This window comes from Bradyrhizobium sp. 14AA (assembly GCF_054185205.1).
Window position 1 is genome coordinate 58,519 of the sequence record NZ_JAVAYM010000032.1, and the last position, 17,906, is coordinate 76,424.

15 protein-coding genes, 1 tRNA gene and 1 pseudogene are annotated in these 17,906 nt (G+C 64.6%); 11 read left to right on the top strand and 6 right to left on the bottom strand.

Annotation, left to right across the window (positions count from 1 at the left end; translation table 11 throughout):
- Window position 1 precedes the first annotated feature (1 nt).
- Window positions 2–430: a twin-arginine translocation pathway signal gene (locus RAD15_RS38360; protein ID WP_458183898.1), complete on the bottom strand. Its 429-nt coding sequence runs from the start codon at window positions 428–430 to the stop codon at window positions 2–4.
- A gap of 172 nt (window positions 431–602) precedes the next feature.
- Between RAD15_RS38360 and RAD15_RS38365 the strand changes: the two genes are divergently transcribed.
- Window positions 603–691, top strand: a tRNA-Leu gene (locus RAD15_RS38365).
- A 373-nt stretch (window positions 692–1,064) separates the two neighbouring features.
- On the top strand, window positions 1,065–1,664 hold the full coding sequence (locus tag RAD15_RS38370; RefSeq protein WP_458183899.1) for a hypothetical protein: 600 nt from the start codon (window positions 1,065–1,067) through the stop codon (window positions 1,662–1,664).
- 155 nt (window positions 1,665–1,819) lie between these two features.
- Here RAD15_RS38370 and RAD15_RS38375 read toward each other — a convergent pair whose 3' ends face one another.
- Window positions 1,820–2,128 carry a hypothetical protein gene (locus RAD15_RS38375; RefSeq protein WP_458183900.1) on the bottom strand — a complete coding sequence of 103 codons (309 nt, stop codon included), beginning with the start codon at window positions 2,126–2,128 and terminating at the stop codon, window positions 1,820–1,822.
- A 324-nt stretch (window positions 2,129–2,452) separates the two neighbouring features.
- Here RAD15_RS38375 and RAD15_RS38380 point away from each other — a divergent pair, with 324 nt between their 5' ends.
- Window positions 2,453–3,655: a multidrug effflux MFS transporter gene (locus RAD15_RS38380; RefSeq protein WP_458183901.1), complete on the top strand. Its 1,203-nt coding sequence runs from the start codon at window positions 2,453–2,455 to the stop codon at window positions 3,653–3,655.
- Between the two features lie 298 nt (window positions 3,656–3,953).
- On the opposite strand, the gene RAD15_RS38385 is transcribed toward RAD15_RS38380, so the two are convergent.
- Window positions 3,954–5,561 carry an ABC transporter substrate-binding protein gene (locus tag RAD15_RS38385; protein ID WP_458183902.1) on the bottom strand — a complete coding sequence of 536 codons (1,608 nt, stop codon included), beginning with the start codon at window positions 5,559–5,561 and terminating at the stop codon, window positions 3,954–3,956.
- A 270-nt stretch (window positions 5,562–5,831) separates the two neighbouring features.
- Between RAD15_RS38385 and RAD15_RS38390 the strand changes: the two genes are divergently transcribed.
- The 8 genes from RAD15_RS38390 to RAD15_RS38425 all read left to right on the top strand — a co-directional run bounded on the left by RAD15_RS38390 (window position 5,832) and on the right by RAD15_RS38425 (window position 15,942).
- The gene (locus RAD15_RS38390) at window positions 5,832–6,962 is read left to right on the top strand and encodes a M20/M25/M40 family metallo-hydrolase (RefSeq protein WP_458183903.1); all 1,131 of its coding nucleotides are present in this window, start codon (window positions 5,832–5,834) and stop codon (window positions 6,960–6,962) included.
- Window positions 6,963–7,116: 154 nt separating this feature from the next.
- Window positions 7,117–8,058: an ABC transporter permease gene (locus RAD15_RS38395; RefSeq protein ID WP_458183904.1), complete on the top strand. Its 942-nt coding sequence runs from the start codon at window positions 7,117–7,119 to the stop codon at window positions 8,056–8,058.
- Window positions 8,059–8,077: 19 nt separating this feature from the next.
- Window positions 8,078–8,965: an ABC transporter permease gene (locus tag RAD15_RS38400; protein WP_458183905.1), complete on the top strand. Its 888-nt coding sequence runs from the start codon at window positions 8,078–8,080 to the stop codon at window positions 8,963–8,965.
- 14 nt (window positions 8,966–8,979) lie between these two features.
- Entirely contained in the window at window positions 8,980–10,629 is a 1,650-nt protein-coding gene (locus RAD15_RS38405; RefSeq protein WP_458183913.1) for an ABC transporter ATP-binding protein, read from the top strand.
- A 198-nt stretch (window positions 10,630–10,827) separates the two neighbouring features.
- On the top strand, window positions 10,828–12,333 hold the full coding sequence (locus RAD15_RS38410; protein WP_458183906.1) for a M81 family metallopeptidase: 1,506 nt from the start codon (window positions 10,828–10,830) through the stop codon (window positions 12,331–12,333).
- A 13-nt stretch (window positions 12,334–12,346) separates the two neighbouring features.
- Entirely contained in the window at window positions 12,347–13,510 is a 1,164-nt protein-coding gene (locus tag RAD15_RS38415) for a M20 aminoacylase family protein (protein ID WP_458183907.1), read from the top strand.
- Between the two features lie 2 nt (window positions 13,511–13,512).
- Window positions 13,513–14,934 carry an amidase gene (locus RAD15_RS38420; protein ID WP_458183908.1) on the top strand — a complete coding sequence of 474 codons (1,422 nt, stop codon included), beginning with the start codon at window positions 13,513–13,515 and terminating at the stop codon, window positions 14,932–14,934.
- Between the two features lie 117 nt (window positions 14,935–15,051).
- Complete coding sequence (locus RAD15_RS38425) at window positions 15,052–15,942, top strand: crotonase/enoyl-CoA hydratase family protein (protein ID WP_458183909.1); 891 nt, start codon at window positions 15,052–15,054, stop codon at window positions 15,940–15,942.
- 150 nt (window positions 15,943–16,092) lie between these two features.
- Here RAD15_RS38425 and RAD15_RS38430 read toward each other — a convergent pair whose 3' ends face one another.
- The 3 genes and pseudogenes from RAD15_RS38430 to RAD15_RS38440 all read right to left on the bottom strand — a co-directional run.
- Window positions 16,093–17,070, bottom strand: a complete 978-nt coding sequence (locus RAD15_RS38430; RefSeq protein ID WP_458183910.1) for an NADPH:quinone oxidoreductase family protein — start codon at window positions 17,068–17,070, stop codon at window positions 16,093–16,095.
- Entirely contained in the window at window positions 17,070–17,678 is a 609-nt protein-coding gene (locus tag RAD15_RS38435) for a DsbA family protein (RefSeq protein ID WP_458183911.1), read from the bottom strand. Before RAD15_RS38435 ends, RAD15_RS38430 begins: the two co-directional genes overlap by 1 nt.
- Window positions 17,675–17,906, bottom strand: a pseudogene (locus RAD15_RS38440) (hypothetical protein); the annotation flags it as partial. The pseudogene RAD15_RS38440 and the gene RAD15_RS38435, both read right to left, overlap by 4 nt.

Sequence of the window (17,906 nt, forward strand, 5' to 3'; positions counted from 1 at the left end):
CTCAGCGCGCGGCGCTGCCGGATCTCGTTGGGGCGGGCTTGATCACCGGCGGCTGCGGGGCGGAGGCCGTCGGCTTGGCGTCGGGCGGCGTTTCCCGGCACTTGTTGCGACGCCAGGCGTCTTCGGTCATCTGCGCCTGCCCGCGCACCGAGATATATTCGTTGCGATAGGCAAGCTCGGACACCACGGCGCCGCCGGCGCCGGTCTGCGCCTTGTCCATCAGTCTCTGCAAATCCGCGGTGCGGTTGGCGTGCGCCTTGCGCTCGGCCTCGAGTTGCTTGCAGTCCCACAATTCATATTTGGCGGGGTCGGCAAAGGCCGGGGCGATCGTCTCGCTCACGCCGGCGCAGCCGGACAGTGCAAGGCCGGCCGCGAGCAGCCCGACGGCCCCGCAGCAAGCGCGCAGGCGATATTGAATCAAAGCAACCATGCCGGATGAATAGTCCCCGTGGATTGAGAATGCCTAAAGCAGCAACAGATGTCCGGATTGAGGCTTTGCCTTGTGGGCCCGGCTCGCTTAAGGAAGAACGCCCCTCCGGCCCGCAAAGCACCAATTCCAGACGGCCAGAGGTGGACTTAAGTGTTTGATCTCGTTGGATCAAGCGGGCATGGCGGAATTGGTAGACGCAAGGGACTTAAAATCCCTCGGTGCGCAAGCGCTGTGCCGGTTCGATCCCGGCTGCCCGCACCATCTTGAGACGGCCCGAGGCGGGCGGACGAGCGCAGCAGGATGCCGGGCTACGGTGTCGGCCGTCATACCTCGTCGATGTATCCGAGCATGTCCCATAGCGTTAGGGTGACCGCGTCCGGCTCAGTTAGGTGCACTATCACCGTAGCTAGCGGCGACTTCCTCATCACCGTTTCTTACGGCGTAAAGCAGCAGTTTCGGATGCAAGCGATCTTGGCCTGGACTTCATGATGCTGCCCTTTGCGAAAAAGCCGACGTTGCAGCCGGAGTCTGCGAATGACAGCCACTCACGAGGGTTGTAATCTCAGGTTGCGTCAATGCCGGAAAATCCCTGAGCACCGTGCCTCCTGCTGATCGATCGTTCACCGCCACCGAGATGCGATTTCTGCTCTGGACGCCACTTCTCCTGATGGCGTTGCCGGGCGCCATCTTCTTTGGGTTTTACCGGTTTGCGTTCTGGGCGACAGCGCACTTGGGCGTCTGGAACAGCAATGCCGAGCAGCTCGTGCTGGATGGCCGCACTATCCTCTGCACGTTCCTGGCGGGAGCACTCGGCGCCTACTTGCGGATAGCTTTCAACCTCTCGGATCTGCGGGCCATACCGCCCGCCGAAGCGACATTCATCGCCAGCGTGCAAGTTCTCGCGGGCGGCATTGTTGGCTTCTTCTTGTATGTCGTCGTGAAATCGAAGGTGCTGCTGCGGATCCTCTATGTAGGTGATGTCTCTACGATTGTCCTTGATTGGGAAGGCGCCGTGGCGCTTTCCCTCTTCGCCGGGCTCGCGGCCCGGAAATCGTCGGCAACGTCATTAAGGGCCGAAAGCAAAAGGCTGACGCGCCGGATTGAACACGCGAAGACTGCACCTGGCAAAAGCGAACTTAATGGTGTTCGCCCTCAATGCTGCGGACGCTTGAGCAATTCGGGCAACCTTGAGATCGCTTTCGCTATCCGCCGTGCCTCATCGCGCGAGAGGTAGTTGCCAGCGTGTTGGTAGCCCCACCCATGCAGGTCTTGTCGGTGGACGACGCAGCAGATCGAGAAGCCGTTCGCGTCTCTCACGCGGAAGCACTCCTCTTCTTCCTCCATCACCCACGGCGCCGGAAACCGCCGGAGGTTATCCATGACATCTGGCTATCTCGCGAGTTGCCGACGTCCTGAACCAGGAGGAACAAGCTGACGTTTGAACGGGCGGGCCGCTCGATGAGCTGGCAAGCGGTGGGGAATAAAGAGGCTGGCCACGACGATCGGATCGGTATCGCCCAAGGCAATCCGCTCCTGAGCCAGGCCGCTCATGACGTTACGCATCTTGAGGATCTCCCCGGCGACAAAGGTGCAGTCCTCGTCGCGATTGATCTGCTCATGCATGATGGCCTCAGCCTCACGCATGCTCACACGTAACGCCCTGATGATCTTACGGATTTCGTTGATACGATTGTCCATGGCTCGCTCCCTGGCTGGACGAGCAGCATAAGAACAAATAGTGAACATAGAGTCAAGACGGGGGTCACATTGAGCCGATCCACGTCAAGGGTCGAGACGGGGGCAGAGCCGCCCTTGGCGGGTCGGCCACGATGCAGGCGGGCTGCCATGATTTCGGCTTCGCATGCGTCGAGGCCTTTCCAGCACTCTGCTCCGCCTGACAGCCATCCCGAAACAAGGGTTGTGCAACGCAACATCGGGGATAGATAAGGCTTCTGAATTTCAGAGGTGCGCTTCTTGTCCGACGTCAATGCCGACGATTGGGTGTCCTCGGGACACCGGCCCATGGGTTTTCCCGAATTCGTTATCGTGATCGCGTCCATCATGGCGCTGAATCCGCTTGCGATGGACATGATGCTGCCGGCGCTGCCCAATATCGGGGCGGCCTTCAAGATTCCCGTCGCCAACCATCTTCAGCTGGTGCTGTCGACCTTCCTGATCGGCTTCGGCGCGGGCCAGTTCGTCATGGGTCCCCTGTCGGACCGCTTCGGCCGCCGCCCGGTGCTGCTCGGCGGCATGGCGGTCTATGCGGTCGCGAGCGTGCTGGCGGTCGCCGCGCCCTCGTTCGAGACGCTGCTCTTGGCGCGCGCGCTGCAAGGGCTCGGCACCTCGGCAACGCGCGTGATCGCGACCTCGATCGTACGCGATTGCTATGTCGGCCGCCGCATGGCGAGCGTGATGTCGCTGGCCATGATGGTGTTCATCGCGGTGCCGGTGATCGCGCCCTCGTTCGGGCAGGCGGTGTTGCTGGTGACGGCGTGGCGCGGCATCTTCGTCGTGCTGATGCTGTACGGCCTGCTCGCGCTCGCATGGTGCGTACTGCGGCTGCCGGAAACCCTTCCCGAATCGGAACGCAGGTCGCTGGCGCCCGCCGACGTGCTCTCGGCGTTCCGGCAGACCGTGACCAATCGCCAGACCATCGGCTACGCCACCGCCGCCGGCAGCGTCATCGGCGCGCTGTTTGCCTATGTCTTCTCGGCCCAGCAAGTGTTCACCGGCGTCTATCACCTCGGCCATTACTTTCCGCTCGCCTTCGCCGCGATCGCGGCCGGCACGGCCGTCGCAGGCTTCCTCAATTCGCAGCTGGTCGGCCGGCTCGGCATGCGCGTGATCTCGCACGGCGCGCTGACGCTCTACACCGTTGTCGCCGCCGTGATGCTGCTGACGGAAATTCTCGGCGTGCTGCCGCTCTCCTTGTTCATGGTGCTCTCCGCCCTGATGATGTTCTCGTTCGGCATGATGGTCGCCAACTTCACCGCGCTCGCCATGGAGCCGCAGGGCCACATCGCCGGCACCGCCTCCTCGCTCTACGGCTCGATCACGACGCTGATCGGTATAGTGGTCGGCATGGCGATCGGGCAGAGCTTCGACGGCACATTGCTGCCGTTCTCGGTCGGCTTCTTCCTGTCGACGCTCGCCGCGCTTGCGATCGTGCTGGTGGTGGAGAAGGGACGGCTGTTCAAGCCGCATCATCGTCCCATCTCGTGAGGAACTTCCCGGCGGCCTCCATGTTGTCCTGCAGCAATCGAGAGGATGCCGAGATGGAACGAGACAACAGACCGGATCAGCCCGCATGGGAGGTCGAGCGACCCACCCCACAGGAACGGTCTTCCGAGGAGCGGCAGGACAGCAGCCTGCCCTTCGCGAGTGAAGGGCTCGAGCAGGTGCGCGACAGCCACTGCTAGAACGGATCGAACAGCTATCGCTTCATGGAAAACGGCGCCGCGGAGACCCGCGGCGCCGTTTGTTTTTCACACGCAGGCGACTGCCTATTCCGACTTACTGCCTATTCCGACTTGTCGACGTTCCAGAACAGCGGCGTTGCCGGGCCGTCGAGCACGCCGGTCAGCGATTTGCGCCAGCCGCTCGGCAGGAGGTACTGCCCGAGCGGGATGTAGATCACTTGCTCATAGGCTTCCTTCTGGATGTCGGCTGCGATCTTCTTCTGCTCGTCGGTCGAGGGGGCGCGGACGAAGGCATCCTTGAGCTGCTCGATCTTGGCGTCTTCCGCCCAGCCGAACCAGCCCTTCTTGCCCTGGCCGCCGATCGAGAGATTCGCGATCGGGTTGGAGACGTCGGCCGCGACCCAGTTGGTGAAGAACATGTTCCAGCCGCCCTCCTTCGGCGGCTTCTGGCTGGCGCGGCGGCTCACCACCGTCTGCCAGTCGGTCGCCTGCAGGTCGACCTTGAAGCCGGCCTCGCGCAGCAGCTGGGCGGCCACGATCGGCTGCGCCTTGAGCGTCGTGACGTCGCCGGGCGCCATCACCACGACCGGGGTGCCGTCATAACCGGACTCGGCGAGCGCCTTCTTGGCTTCCGCCATGCCGTTGCCCTTCACCAGGGTTTCGGCGCCGACGTCAGTCGCGAGCGGCGTATCGCACACGAAGAACGCGCCGCAGATCTTCTGGTACTTGGCGTTGCCGACGAGCGCGTCGAGAACGTCCTTCTGGTTCATCGCCAGCAAGGCAGCACGGCGCACCTTCACATTGTCGAACGGCGGATAGAGGAAGTTCATGCGGCCGAGCGTCTGGAAACCGAACTTGTTGGAGACCTCGATCGTGAGCTCCTTGTTCGCTTCCAGCACCGGCAGCATGTCGTAGGGCAGGTTTTCCATGAAGTCGATGTCACCCGACTGCAGCGCGTTCACCGCGGTCTGCGAGTCCGGCATCGTGATCCACTCGACGCGGTCGACCTTCACCACCTTGCCGCCGGAGGTCCAGCTCGACGGCTCCTTGCGCGGCACGTAATCGGTGTTCTTGACGTAGATCGCCTTCACGCCGGGCTGGAATTCCGACTGCACGAACTTGAAGGGGCCCGAACCGATCTGCTCGGGGATCTGCTTGTCCGGCGGCGTCTCGGCGAGGCGCTTCGGCATCATGAAGGCGACGCGCGAGGACGGCTTGCCGATGGAGTCGAGCACGAGGCCGTAGGGCTCCTTCAGCTTCAGCGTGATGGTCTTGGCGTCGGTCGCCTCGATGCTCGCGGTGAAATCCATGAGCTTCTGGCCCATGCCGTCGACCGCGGCCCAACGCTTGAGCGAGGCGACGCAGTCTTCCGCCGTCACCGGCGCACCGTCATGCCACTTCAGGCCGTCGCGCAGCGTGAAGGTGTAGGTCAGCTTGTCGTCGGAGATCTTCCAGTCCGCCATCTGCGGCTGGATCTTGAAGTTCGAATCGGTGGCCACCAGCGTGTCGTAGACCATGTAGCCGTGGTCACGCGTGATGTAGGCCGTGGTGAAGATCGGGTCGATGATGCGCAGATCGGAATGCATCACCGCGGTGATGGTCTTGCCGGCTGCAAGCACTGGCGAGGCCAGTGCGGTCGAAAGCGCGACGACCGACAGCGCAAGTTTGGAGGCGAACGCGCGAGGCCCCCGGCGCATGAAGTGGAACATAAAAAGTTTCTCCTGACGTGAAACTGTTCAAAGGCAGGTTATTGATTGAGCATCCGGTTCGTTCTTTGGGCGAACTAACCTCATGCAATGCCTTTGTCTTTTCGAGACTTGCAGACAGTGCCGAGCGCGTCAATCCGGTTTCGCTGCAGCCCCTCGCGGCGTGCGCACGGGCTCCACAAGGATCGGTTTGGCTCTACAACGCTCTCCGCTTGTCCTGTCCAGCGCCAATGCAATGCGCGTTCCATCTTTCGAAGCTTGAGAGACATTGAGATGAATCCAGCCAATCTTCCCTTCGATTCCGAGGCGATGCTTGAAGGCCTGCGCGGCTGGGTCGAATGCGAGAGCCCGACCTGGGACGCGAGTGCCGTGAACCGCATGCTCGATATCGCAGCGCGGGATATGGCGATCATGGGTGCGACGATCGAACGCATCGGCGGCCGGCAAGGCTTCGGCGGCGTGATCCGCGCGCGCTTTCCGCATCCGAAGCAGGGCGAGCCGGGCATCCTGATCGCGGGACACATGGATACCGTGCATCCGGTCGGCACGATCGAGAAGCTGAAATGGCGACGCGAGGGCAGCAGGTGCTACGGCCCCGGCATCTACGACATGAAGGGCGGCAACTATCTCTCGCTGGAAGCGATCCGGCAGCTGGCACGCGCCTCCTTCACCACGCCGCTCCCGATCACGGTGCTGTTCACGCCCGACGAGGAAGTCGGAACGCCCTCGACGCGCGACATCATTGAGGCAGAGGCCGCGCGCAACAAATACGTGCTGGTGCCCGAGCCCGGCCGCCCCGACAACGGCGTCACCACCGGACGCTACGCCATTGCGCGCTTCAATCTCGAGGCCACGGGACGGCCGAGCCACGCCGGCGCAACATTGTCGGCGGGACGCTCGGCGATCCGCGAAATGGCCCGGCAGATCCTCGCCATCGACGCGATGACGACGGAGGACTGCACCTTCTCGGTCGGCGTCGTGCATGGCGGACAATGGGTCAATTGCGTTGCCACGACCGCGACCGGCGAAGCGCTGTCGATGGCCAAGCGCCAGGCCGATCTCGATCGCGGCGTCGAGAGGATGCTGGCCCTGTCGGGCACAACCAATGATGTCACGTTCAAGGTGACGCGTGGCGTCACCCGGCCGGTGTGGGAACCCGATGCCGGCACCATGGCGCTGTACGAAAAGGCGCGCGGCATCGCCAAATTGCTCGGCGCCGAGCTGCCGCATGCGAGCTCCGGCGGCGGCTCCGACGGCAACTTTACCGGCGCCATGGGCATCCCGACGCTCGACGGCCTGGGCGTGCGCGGAGCCAACGGCCACACGCTCGAAGAGTATATCGAGGTCGAGAGCCTCGTCGAACGCGGCCGCCTGATGGCGGGGCTGCTGGCGACGCTGGAGTGATTGGATTGGCCTTCGATGAAGAGGGTCCCAAAACGACTGGCCGCACTGCAAAACCTGTGGCCCTGATGGCACGGGAATTGCTGAAATGTTAGGCTGGTGGCAGAACAGGCCATGACCGCTGCTGCCGATTTGACTCTAATCTGACGGATCCAACTTGCTCGGATATCTCCTTCGCCGAATCTTCGCCGCCGTGCCCGTGATGGGCGTCGTCGCGCTATTCGTCTTCCTCCTGCTCCGCCTCACCCCCGGCGATCCCGCCGCGATTCTCGCCGGCGACAACGCGACGCCGGAACGGCTGGAGCGCATCCGCGCTTCGCTCGGCCTCAACGAGCCCCTGATCGTGCAGTTCATCACCTGGGTGAACAAGCTGCTGCACGGCGATCTCGGGACCTCGCTGATCTCCAACCTGCCGGTCATGAAGATGATCGGCCAGCGCGTCGAGCCGTCGATCTCGATTGCGCTGTCGACCATCATCCTCGCCGTCATCGTCGCCGTCCCCTTAGGGGTGATCGCGGCCTGGAAGCACGGCACCTGGATCGACCGCTTCGTGATGGGTCTCTCGGTGCTCGGCTTCTCGGTGCCGGTGTTCGTGGTCGGCTACGTCCTGATCGAGGTTTTCGCGATCGATTTGCGCTGGGTGCCGGTGCAGGGCTTCAAGAGCATCAGCGCCGGCTTCGGAGCGTTCTTCGAGCGCATGATCCTGCCGACCTGTGCGCTGTCCTTCATCTACATCGCGCTGATCGCGCGCATGACGCGCGCGGCGATGCTCGACGTGCTCGGCGAGGACTATGTCCGTACCGCGCGCGCAAAAGGCATCAACGAGGTCGCCGTGATGATGCGCCATGCGCTGCGCAACGCCGCGGTGCCCGTCATCACCGTGATCGGCACCGGCTTTGCGCTTCTGATTTCAGGCGTCGTCGTCACCGAGAGCGTGTTCAACATCCCCGGCATCGGCCGCCTCACCGTGGATGCGGTGCTGGCGCGCGACTATCCGGTGATCCAGGCGATGATCCTGCTGACGTCGCTGATCTACGTCGTCGTCAATCTTCTGATCGACGTCGCCTACACCCTGCTCGATCCCCGGATCCGGTACTGAGGCAAGGACAAGAACAAAAATGTCGGTCGATACCCTTCCCCAGTCGTCCATCCCGATCACGTCGCCGCTGCGGCCACGTCTCGGATTCCTGACCTCGACGCCGATCATCGCCACGGCAACGGTCTTGCTCGCGCTGATCGTGGTGATCTCGATCCTCGCGCCGCTGATCGCGCCGCATGATCCGATCCAGCTTGCGCCGTCGCAGCGGCTCAAACCCTCGTCCGCGCAATTCCTGCTCGGCACCGACGCCTATGGACGCGACCTGCTGTCGCGCGTGATCTATGGCGGCCGGATCTCGCTGCTGATCGGCATCGGCTCGGCAATCCTGTCGATCGTCATCGGCCTCGCGATCGGCCTCGTCTCCGGCTTCTTCAAGCTGGTCGATTCCGTTCTGATGCGGGTCATGGACGGCCTGATGGCGATGCCGAGCATCCTGCTCGCGATCGCCGTGGTGTCGCTCTCCGGCGCCAGCCTCTGGACCGTGCTGATCGCGATCACCATCCCCGAGATTCCGCGCGTGGCGCGCCTGGTACGATCGGTCGTGCTGTCGGCGCGCGAGGAGCCTTACGTCGAGGCCGCGATCTCGGTCGGCTCGTCCTTGCCGAAGATCATGTGGCGGCACCTGATGCCGAACACGATCGCACCGCTGATCGTCCAGGGCACCTATGTCTGCGCCTCCGCGATCCTCACCGAGGCCATCCTCTCCTTCCTCGGCGCCGGCATCTCGCCGGAGACGCCGACCTGGGGCAACATCATGGCCGAGGGTCGCCAGTACTTCCAGATCAAGCCGTCGCTGATCTTCTGGCCGGGCCTGCTGCTCTCGATCGCCATCCTCAGCATCAACCTGATCGGCGACGCCGCCCGCGACGCCCTCGATCCCCGCATGAAGCAGCGGGAAGGCAAGTGATGACCGATCAAGTGATGACCAACACCGTTCTCGACATCAACAACCTCGTCGTCTCCGTCGGCAAGAAGCCGGGCGGGCCGAAGATCATCGACGGCATCTCGATCCAGGTGCGCGAGCGCGAGACGCTGTGCCTCGTCGGCGAAAGCGGCTCGGGCAAATCGGTGACCTCGCTCACCACGATGGGCCTGCTGCCGAAGGGCACGCTGGTTCCCACCGCCGGCAGCGTCAAATTGGTCGGCGAAGAGATCCTCACCGCGACCGACCGCCGCTTGCGACAGCTGCGGGCCACGCGGATGGCGATGATCTTCCAGGAGCCGATGACCGCGCTCAATCCGGTGGTGCCGGTCGGCCGCCAGATCGACGAGGTGCTGCGCGCGCATACCAAGCTCGATGCGAGAGCGCGGAAGAAGCGCATCCTCGACATGATGGAGCAGGTCCGCCTGCCCCAGGTCGAGCGCATCTTCGCCTCCTACCCGCACCGCCTCTCCGGCGGCCAGCGCCAGCGCATCATGATCGCGATGGCACTGGTGCTCGAGCCCAAGCTGCTCATTGCGGACGAGCCGACCACCGCGCTCGACGTCACCACGCAGAAGCAGATCCTGACGCTGATCCGCGACCTCCAGCGCGATCACGGCACCGCCGTGCTGTTCATCACCCACGACATGGGCGTGGTGGCCGAGATCGCCGACCGCGTCGCGGTGATGCGGCAGGGCCGCCTGGTCGAGACCGGCCCGCTCGAGACCGTGCTGCGCAATCCGACCATGGAATACACCCGCAATCTCCTCTCCTCGGTGCCGAGCCTGGTGCCGCGGCCACCGCGCGAGGAGAGCCGCGAGCCCGTGGCGCTCGAGGCCAACGACCTCAGCAAGGTCTACAAGGAGCGCGCATTCTTCGGCAAAGGCCGCGAGGTCGTCGCGGCCGACAAGGTCACGCTGACGCTGCGCAAGGGCCGCACCCTCGGCATCGTCGGCGAAAGCGGCTCCGGCAAGTCGACCGTGGCCCGCTGCATCGTCCGCCTGATCGACCCGACCTCCGGCGGAGTGCGTCTCGCCGGCCGCGAGATCGCCGACATCTCGCGGCGGCTGCTGCAGCCGCACCGGCAGAAGATCCAGATCGTGTTCCAGGATCCCTACCGCTCGCTCAACCCGCGCGTCACCGTCGGCGAGAGCATCGCCGAGGGCCCGATCAATTACGGCGTCCCGCATGCTGACGCGATCAAGCGCGCGCGCGAGCTGCTCGAGCTCGTCGGCCTGCCGGCCGACGCGGTGTCGCGCTATCCGCACCAGTTCTCCGGCGGCCAGCGCCAGCGCATCGCGATCGCTCGCGCGCTCGCGCTCGATCCGGACGTGCTGGTCGCCGACGAAGCCGTCTCCGCACTCGACGTTTCGGTGCAGGCGCAGGTGCTGGAACTCTTCGACGAGATCCAGAAGCGGCTCGGCATCGCCATCCTGTTCATCACCCACGACCTGCGCGTCGCCGCCCAGATCTGCGACGAAGTGGTGGTGATGCAGCACGGCCGCGTCGTCGAACAGGGCCCCGCCGCCGAGGTGCTGACGCATCCGAAGGAGGCCTACACCAAGGCGCTGCTGGAAGCCGCACCGGGGCGTGACTGGGACTTTGCGAACTTCCGGCCAGTGTCGGAGGGCGTGGGGGCAAGCGCGTGATGCGTTCTCCGGTGTCGTCCTGGCGAAAGCCAGGACGACACCGAGGGTGTGGTGCGTTGCTACGCTCACAACGAACACCGCATCCGCAGCATTCCCAAAACAGCTTGATCCCATGCGCTTTCGAATTGCTTCCCTCCTTGCCCTCGCCGCAGGGCCGAGGCTAACGTCGCGCACTCTTGATTGACCGGACTGAATTGAATGACACGTATCGCCGTCGGCGGCTTCCTGCACGAGACCAACACCTTCGCTCCGACCAAGGCGACATTTGCGGACTTCCAGCATGGCGGTGGCTGGCCGGCGATGACGCAAGGCCCCGACGTGCAGAAGGTGATGCGCCGCATCAATGTCGGCCTTGCCGGTTTCGCCGACAGCGCCGAGGCCAATGGCTGGGAACTCATTCCGACGATCGCCTGCGGAGCGAGCCCCTCAGCACACGTTACGAAAGACGCCTTCGAGCGTATCGTGAAGGTGATGGTCGACGGCATCCAAGCCGCCGGCCCGCTCGACGCGGTCTATCTCGATTTGCACGGCGCGATGGTCACCGAGCATCTCGACGATGGCGAAGGCGAGATTCTGGCGCGCGTGCGCCGCGTCATCGGCAAGGATGTTCCGCTGGTCACCAGCCTCGATCTGCACGCCAACGTGACAAGCGAGATGATCGAGCATGCGGATGCGCTGATCGCCTACCGCACCTATCCGCATGTCGACATGGCCGAGACCGGCCGCGCCTGCGCGCGACATCTCGCGCTGCTGCTGAAGACCAAGCAGCGCTTCGCAAAAGCGTTCCGCCAATTGCCGTTCCTGATCCCGATCAGCTGGCAGTGCACCAACGACCAGCCAACCAAGGGCATCTACGACAAGCTCGCCGCGCTCGAGAGCGATGCGGTTCCCACGCTGTCCTTCGCGCCCGGCTTCCCCGCCGCCGATTTCCGCGATTGCGGGCCGAGCGTGTTCGCCTATGGCAAGACGCAAGCGGACGCCGACCGCGCCGCGGATGCGATCGTGAAACTGATCGAAAGCCACGAGGACGATTTCGACGGCAAGATCTGGTCGCCCGACGACGGCGTGCGCCACGCCATGGAACTTTCGAAGAGCGCGAGCAAGCCGATCATCATCGCCGACACCCAGGACAATCCCGGCGCCGGCGGCGATTCCGATACCACGGGCATGCTGCGCGCACTGGTGCGCAACAAGGCGAGCGCCGCGACCGGCGTGATCTACGATCCGGAATCGGCCAAGGCCGCGCATGCAGCCGGCGTTGGCGCCACCGTGACGCTCTCGCTCGGCGGCAAGTCCGGCATTCCCGGCGATGAGCCCTATCGCGAGACCTTCGTCGTCGAAAAGCTTTCCGACGGCCGCTTCATCGCGCCCGGTCCCTACTATGGCGGCCGCGAGATGGAGATGGGTCCCTCCGCAGCCTTGCGCATCGGCGACGTCCGCGTCGTCGTCTCCTCGCACAAGGCGCAGCTCGCCGACCAGGCGATGTACCGTTATGTCGGCATCGAGCCGACCGCGCAGAAGATCCTGGTCAACAAGAGCTCGGTACACTTCCGCGCCGATTTCGAGCCGATCGCGGAAAAGCTGATGATCTGCGCCGCGCCCGGCGCGATGCCGGCCGACACCGCTTCGCTACCCTGGACGCGCCTGCGTCCGGGCATCCGCATCAAGCCGAACGGCCCCGCTTTCACGCCCACCTCACGCTAACCGGACAGGACACATGCCCACGATCGACCGCATCGACGGCTACGCCGACGAACTCACTGCTATCAGGCGCGACCTCCACGCCCATCCCGAGATCGGCTTCGAGGAAGTGCGTACCTCTGGCATCGTCGCCGACAAGCTGAAGAGCTGGGGCATCGAGGTGCATCGCGGGCTCGGCGGCACCGGCGTGATCGGTGTCATCAAGGGCAAAGGCTCGGGCGGCAAGCGCATCGGCCTGCGCGCCGACATGGACGCGCTGCCGATGGAAGAGAACACCAATCTGAAATGGAGTTCGAAAATCCCGGGCCGCTTCCACGGCTGCGGTCATGACGGCCACACCACCATGCTGCTCGGCACCGCGCGTTACCTGGCCGAGACCAAAAACTTCGACGGCACCGTGCACCTGATCTTCCAGCCGGCCGAGGAAGGCCTCGGCGGCGCCCGCGCGATGATCAAGGACGGGCTGTTCGAGAAGTTTCCGTGCGACGAGCTCTACGGCCTGCACAACGCGCCCGATCTCAACCACGGCGAGATCGCGATCCTGCCGGGCCCCGCGATGGCCAGCGCCGACTTCTTCGACCTTCGCATCACCGGTTATGGCGCGCATGGCGCGATGCCCGAGCGTTCCAAGGACGCGGTGATCATCGCAACCACGCTGGCGCAGGCGATCCAGACCATCGTCAGCCGCAACGTCGAGCCGCTGCAGGCCGCCGTCATCTCGATCACGCAGATTCACGCCGGTTCCGCCTACAACGTCATCCCCGGCGAAGCGCATCTCTGCGGCACCATCCGCACCTTCTCGAACGAAGTCCGCGCCCTGATCGCCGAACGCATCCGCACGATCTGCTCCGGCATTGCCGCCGCGTATCAGTGCACGATCGAAGCCGACATCCGCGACACCTTCGGCGTGCTGGTCAACCAGGTCGAGCAGTCCAAGGTGGTCGAGGAGGTCGCGCGCACGATCGTCAACCCCGCCAACGTGATCACCCGCACCCAGCCGAAGATGGGCAGCGAGGATTTCGCCGACATGCTGCAGACCATTCCCGGCGCCTATTTCTGGGTCGGCCATGACGGCTCGGTGCCCGTGCACAATCCCGGCTTTGTGCTCGACGACAAGATCCTGCCGATCGGCGCCAGCATGTTCGCCCGGATCATCGAAACGCGCATGCCGGTGGGCTAGCAATGCATAAAAAGAGCGTCGAAGAGGCGGTCACCTCGCTGCACGATCTCTCCGCGGTCGACCTGATCGCGGGCTATCGCGCCAAGCAGTTCTCGCCGAGCGAGGTGCTGGAGGACGTGCTCGCGCACGTCGCGGCGTGGGAGCCACATCTCAAGGCGCTTTATGCGTTCGATCCCGACAGTGCGCGCGAGGCCGCAAAGGCCTCGACCGCGCGCTGGACCGGCGGCGAACCGTCCGGCGCGCTCGACGGCGTACCCGTGACGGTGAAGGACAACATCGCGACCAAGGGCGTGCCGGTGCCGCTGGGCGCGGCCAGCGTCAAGCTGGTGCCCGCCGAAAAGGATGCACCGCCCGCCGCGCGCCTGCGTGAGGCCGGCGCGGTGATCTTCGCAAAGACCACCATGCCCGATTACGGAATGCTGTCCTCGGGGCTCTCCTCTTTCCATGCGCTCGCGCGCAACCCCTGGGATCTCTCCAAGAACCCCGGCGGCTCCAGCGCGGGCGCCGGCGCTGCTGCGGCCGCCGGCTATGGCCCTCTGCATCTCGGCACCGATATCGGCGGCTCGGTCCGCCTGCCCGCGGGCTGGTGCGGCCTCGTCGGCCTGAAGCCGAGCTTCGGCCGCGTTCCGATCGATCCCACCTATGTCGGCCGCGTCGCAGGTCCCATGACCCGCACGGTGGACGATTGTGCGCTGATGATGAGCGTGATCGCAAAGCCCGACCGGCGCGACGGCATGAGCCTGCCCGCCGAGCCGCTCAACTGGAAGGGACTGGAAAAGTCTCCGCGCAAACTGCGCATCGGGTTGATGCTTGATGCCGGCGTCGGCCTGCCGGCAGAAAGGTCCGTCCGCGACGTTGCCGTGAAAGCCGCCAAGGCGTTCGAATCTGCTGGCGCCGTCGTCACGGAGGTCGGCGGCATCCTGACGCGCGAGATGCTCGATGGCCTCGATAATTTCTGGCGCGCGCGGATGTGGGACGATCTGTCAAAACTGACGCCAGCCGAACAGGCCAAGGTGCTGCCCTACATCTTCACATGGGGCGAGTCCGGCGCGAAGCTTTCAGGTGTCGACGTCATCCGCGGATTCAACCAGACCATGGCGATCCGCGCGGCGGCGTCAAAGCTGTTCTGCGAGCTCGACTATGTGATCTCGCCTACCGCACCGAACGTGAACTATCCGGCGGAATGGGCCTCCCCCACCAACGATCCCATGAGGCCGTTCGAGCACATCTGCTATACCGTGCCGTGGAATATGTCGGAGAACCCTGCGGTCTCGCTCAACGGCGGTTTCGACGCCAATGGCTTTCCCATCGGCGTGCAGATCGTCGGCCGCCGCTTCGACGACATCGGCGTGCTCGGCATGGCCAAGGCGTTCGAGGGCCTGCGGGGGGCACAGAAGCCCTGGCCGAAGCCGCCGGCACACTAGCGTCTCAGCACAAGCGCGGGCCGAACCCGCGCATCCATCCTCTTCGAGAGGATGGATTGCCGGGTCAAGCCCGGCAATGACAGAATTGAATCAAGAATACGAGGGAAGGAAACCACCATGGCGTATGAGACGATCAAGTACGAGGTCGCCGAGCAGATCCTCACCATCACGCTGAACCGGCCCGACAAGCTCAACGCCTTCAACGCGCAGATGCAAGCAGAGCTGATCGACGCGTTCGACGCCGCCGACAAGGACGACAACGTCCGCGCCATCATCGTCACCGGCGCCGGCCGCGGCTTTTGCGCAGGCGCGGATCTGTCGTCGGGCGCCGACACCTTCGACCGCGACGCGCGGCGCGGGCCGGTGAAGCGTTTCGCCGACGGCAAGGTCGATTACAGCGATCCGCAGGTGCGCGACGGCGGCGGCCAGGTGACCTTGCGCATCTTCAAATGCCTCAAGCCCGTCATCGCCGCGGTGAACGGCCCCGCGGTCGGCATCGGCGTCACCATGCAGCTTGCGATGGACATCCGCATTGCCTCGGATGCCGCGCGCTTCGGCTTCGTGTTCTCCCAGCGCGGCATCGTGCCGGAGGCGGCATCGAGCTGGTTCCTGCCGCGCATCGTCGGCATCTCGCAGGCGCTGGAATGGTGTTATTCCGGCCGCGTCTTCCCGGCGCAGGAAGCGCTTGCGGGGCGTCTCGTCAGCAAGGTCGTAGCCCCCGATGATCTGCTTCCGACCGCCCGCGCGCTCGCCAAGGAGTTCGCGGCGAAGACCGCGCCGGTCTCGGTCGCGCTGATCCGCCAGATGATGTGGCGCATGATGGGGGCCGACGATCCCATGGAAGCCCACAAGGTCGACAGCCGCGGCATCTACACCCGCGGCCGCTCGGACGACGTCAAGGAAGGCGTGGTGTCGTTCCTGGAGAAGCGCCCGGCGCAGTTCAAGAACAAGGTGTCGACGGATATGCCGGACTATTTCCCGTGGTGGACGGAGCGGGAATATAAATAGCTTCGTAGGGTGGGTTAGCCTTGCGACTGCGCAAAGCGCGGTCGCTGGGCGTAACCCACCAACTTCGTTCAGCGAACGCGGAAGCATGGTGGGTTACGCCGAGCAGATGCGCTTCGCTTATCTGCGGGGCTAACCCACCCTACGGCAGCATCACTCCGTCACCAGCGCCACGCGCCCGATCGCCTTGCGGTCGAGCAACAGCCGCATCGCCTTCGCATAATCCTCCAGCGGCAGGCGATGCGAGACGTTGGGGCGGAGCTTGCCCTCCTCCGCCCATTGCAGCAGCGCCTTCAGCCGGACTTCGCCGAGCGCCGGATTTTTCCGCACCGCCTCGCCCGCGCGCACGCCGAGCACGCTCGCGCCCTTGATCAGCAGCAGATTGGTCTTGGCCGAGCCGATGCCACCGGTGAAACCGATCACCAGGAGGCGCGCGCCCCAGGCGATGCAGCGCATCGAGTCTTCGAACACCTGCCCGCCGACCGGATCGAACACGACGTCGGCGCCGCGGCCGTCGGTGATGCGCTTGACGGCGTCGCGAAACGGCTCGCGGTCGTAGCGCACGAGATGGTCGGCGCCGCGCGACTTCGCGATCGCGAGCTTCTCGTTACTGGAGGCGGTCGCGATCACGGTGGCGCCCAGCATCTTGCCGAGCTCGACGGCGGCAAGACCGACGCCGCCGCCCGCACCATGAACCAGCAGCACCTCGCCCGGCTCGACCCGGCCGCGATCGATCAGCGCATGATAGGCGGTGCCATGGCCGGCGAGATAGGTCGCGGCCTCCGCGTAATCGAATGTCGATGGCATCGGCGTCAGCTGCGACGGCATCACCACGGCCTCATCGGTGAAAGCGCCATGGCGCATCTTCACGATGACCTTGTCACCGACCGCAACACCCCTCGCCTCCGCGCCCACCTCGGTGACATCGCCGGCGGCTTCCATGCCGGGCGTGAACGGCAGCTCGGGCTTGAGCTGATATTCACCCGCGGCCATCAGCACGTCGGGAAAGTTCAACCCGGCGGCGCGGATTGCGACGCGGACCTCGCCCGGTTTGAGGGCGCGCGACGGAAACTCTTCCAGCCGCAAGGTTTCCGGCGCACCGAGCGCGCGGCAGACGACAGCGCGCACCATCAGGCCGCGCTCGCCTTGCTGCGCAGCAGCGCCTCGCGGATCAGGGGCAGCCGGTCGTTGCCGAAGTACATGTCGGTCTTGTTGACGAAGATCGTCGGTGAGCCGAAGCCGCCGCGCGCAACGACCCCCTCGGTGTTGGCCTTGAGCTGATCCTTGATGCCTTGTTCCGCGATGCCGGCGAAGAATTTTTGCTCGTCGATGCCGACCTTCTTGCATATCTCGGCGAGCACGGCATCCTGCGAGATGTCCTTGTCGGCGCCCCAATAGGTCTCGAACACGGCCGTCGCAAACGGCACCATGTCCCGACCAAGCCAGATGCAGCCGCGCATCGCCTTCACGCTGTTCACGGGAAACACCGTCGGCGGCATCTTGATCGACAGCCCGGCGGAGCGCGCCCAGTCCTGAAGATCCTTCTTCATGTAGCGCGCCTTCAGCGGCACCGGCGTCTCGCGCTGCGCATAGACGCTCGGATTGACCGTGTTGAAGATGCCGCCGACCAGGATCGGCCGCCAGATGATTTCGGCACCACACTCCCCGGCCAGCGGCTGGATGTTGTGGAAGGCGAGATAGGTCCAGGGGCTGGAACAGTCGAAGAAGAATTCGATCATGGCGTTTCCTTGTGTTTTGTTACTGCTCTCTCCTCCGTCATTGCGAGCGCAGCGAAGCAATCCAGACCGTCACCGCCGAAAGATTCTGGATTGCTTCGCTGCGCTCGCAATGATGTTGTGGACGGCCCCACCTGAACGGCATCAAGTGCCAAAACGTGGTCGCCGGAGCGCCACAAAGAGGGGAGCCGTCCATGGCGAAGTTTATCAGAGCGGCGATTGATCTGGGCA

What these genes read in the sequence shown, in the direction of transcription:
- RAD15_RS38435 (WP_458183911.1), bottom strand. Translation starts at nt 17,678, where the DNA reads ATGATCGAATTCTTCTTCGACTGTTCCAGCCCCTGGACCTATCTCGCC.
- RAD15_RS38375 (WP_458183900.1), bottom strand. Translation starts at nt 2,128, where the DNA reads ATGGACAATCGTATCAACGAAATCCGTAAGATCATCAGGGCGTTACGT.
- RAD15_RS38370 (WP_458183899.1), top strand. Translation starts at nt 1,065, where the DNA reads ATGCGATTTCTGCTCTGGACGCCACTTCTCCTGATGGCGTTGCCGGGC.
- RAD15_RS38400 (WP_458183905.1), top strand. Translation starts at nt 8,078, where the DNA reads ATGTCGGTCGATACCCTTCCCCAGTCGTCCATCCCGATCACGTCGCCG.
- RAD15_RS38360 (WP_458183898.1), bottom strand. Translation starts at nt 430, where the DNA reads ATGGTTGCTTTGATTCAATATCGCCTGCGCGCTTGCTGCGGGGCCGTC.
- RAD15_RS38405 (WP_458183913.1), top strand. Translation starts at nt 8,980, where the DNA reads ATGACCAACACCGTTCTCGACATCAACAACCTCGTCGTCTCCGTCGGC.
- RAD15_RS38380 (WP_458183901.1), top strand. Translation starts at nt 2,453, where the DNA reads ATGGGTTTTCCCGAATTCGTTATCGTGATCGCGTCCATCATGGCGCTG.
- RAD15_RS38420 (WP_458183908.1), top strand. Translation starts at nt 13,513, where the DNA reads ATGCATAAAAAGAGCGTCGAAGAGGCGGTCACCTCGCTGCACGATCTC.
- RAD15_RS38430 (WP_458183910.1), bottom strand. Translation starts at nt 17,070, where the DNA reads ATGGTGCGCGCTGTCGTCTGCCGCGCGCTCGGTGCGCCGGAAACCTTG.
- RAD15_RS38410 (WP_458183906.1), top strand. Translation starts at nt 10,828, where the DNA reads ATGACACGTATCGCCGTCGGCGGCTTCCTGCACGAGACCAACACCTTC.
- RAD15_RS38425 (WP_458183909.1), top strand. Translation starts at nt 15,052, where the DNA reads ATGGCGTATGAGACGATCAAGTACGAGGTCGCCGAGCAGATCCTCACC.
- RAD15_RS38415 (WP_458183907.1), top strand. Translation starts at nt 12,347, where the DNA reads ATGCCCACGATCGACCGCATCGACGGCTACGCCGACGAACTCACTGCT.
- RAD15_RS38390 (WP_458183903.1), top strand. Translation starts at nt 5,832, where the DNA reads ATGAATCCAGCCAATCTTCCCTTCGATTCCGAGGCGATGCTTGAAGGC.
- RAD15_RS38385 (WP_458183902.1), bottom strand. Translation starts at nt 5,561, where the DNA reads ATGTTCCACTTCATGCGCCGGGGGCCTCGCGCGTTCGCCTCCAAACTT.